The 1358-nt window shown below is 77.9% G+C and carries 1 protein-coding gene; it reads left to right on the top strand.

Going from position 1 to position 1358, the window contains the following annotated elements:
• Window positions 1-205 precede the first annotated feature (205 nt).
• A partial coding sequence (locus tag ACOV8S_RS10515) for a response regulator (protein ID WP_448317524.1) occupies window positions 206-1358 on the top strand: 1153 nt, incomplete at its 3' end.

The raw sequence follows: 1358 nt of genomic DNA on the forward strand, positions 1-1358 counted from the left end.
CACCGGGGCGACTTCGACCGGCTCCGGTGCCCGGGACGGCAGTGACGCCCCTGCCCCCGCCGGAGAGGGCGCAGGAGGCGGGACCACCGCCGGGAGCCCCGCCGAGGCGGCCCACGGGAGCGGGTCCCCCGCCGGGACCGGCCGCGCCCCCGCGGACGCCCCGGCCCTCGCGGCCGCCGAAGCGGACGGGCCCGGGACCGCGGTGGTGCGGGAGCGGGCCGGGGCCCGTGTCCTGGTCGCCGACGACAACGCCGACATGCGCGCCTACCTCACCCGCCTGCTGACCGGCGCCGGCTACCGGGTCCGCGCCGTCGGCGACGGCCTCGAGGCGCTGGAGGCCGCCCGCGCGGTGCAGCCCGACCTGATCGTCGGCGACGTGATGATGCCGCGGATGGACGGCCTCGCCATGGTCGGCGCGCTGCGCTCCGACAGCCGCACCGCCTCCGTGCCGGTGCTGCTGCTGTCCGCGCGGGCCGGGCAGGAGGCGTCCATCGAAGGCCTCGAGGCCGGCGCCGACGACTACCTGGTCAAGCCGTTCGCCGCCGCCGAACTGCTGGCCAGGGTCCGGGCCAACGTGGAGCTGGCGCGGATGCGCGGCCGGCACGCCCGCTGGCGCGCGGCGCTGGTCGACGCCCTGCAGGAGGCGTTCTTCGTCTGCGACGAGACCGGCACCATCCTCGAGGTCAACTCGGCCTACACCGAGATCCTCGGCTACGGCCCCGACAGCCTTCCGGGCCCGCACCGGCCCTGGGAGGAGACCGGCCGCGAGGCGCACGACCGGTGGGGCCAGGCGTTCCGCGAGGCGCTCTCCGGCCGGCCCGGCCGCTGCACCGTGGCCGTGGACCGCGCCGACGGCCGGCGGATCTGGGTCTCGGTCAGCTGCAACGAGGCCCGCGACCCGGACACCGGCCGCCGCGTCGTCGTCGGCACCTTCCGCGACGTCACCGCCGAGCACTACGCCGTGCAGCGGGACAGCGCCCTGGCCGCCCTCGGCCTCCGGCTCTCCCAGGCCGTCGGCCAGGAGGAGGCGCTGACCGGCGCGCTGGAGGAACTCCAGCAGGTGTGGCGGGCCGCGCAGGTCCTCGCCGTCGTCTTCGGCGACCGGCCCGAGCCCTGCGTCGCCGCCGTGGGCCACCCGGCCGCCGACCGCTGGGAGCGCCTGTCCGAGGAGGACCGGGCGGAACTCACCGCACTGCGCGACCGTCCCGCGCTCAGCCCGGTCGCCGACGGCAACCGCGCCCACGTCGTGCTGGAGCACCCCGAGGGCCCGATGGTGCTCCGGGTCGACCTCGGAGGGCGGCGGCCCTTCATCCCGGAGGACCAGCTGCTGCTGTCGCTGCTGGGCGGCCGCCTCGCGC

It is taken from the genome of Streptomyces sp. CO7, from assembly GCF_053474865.1.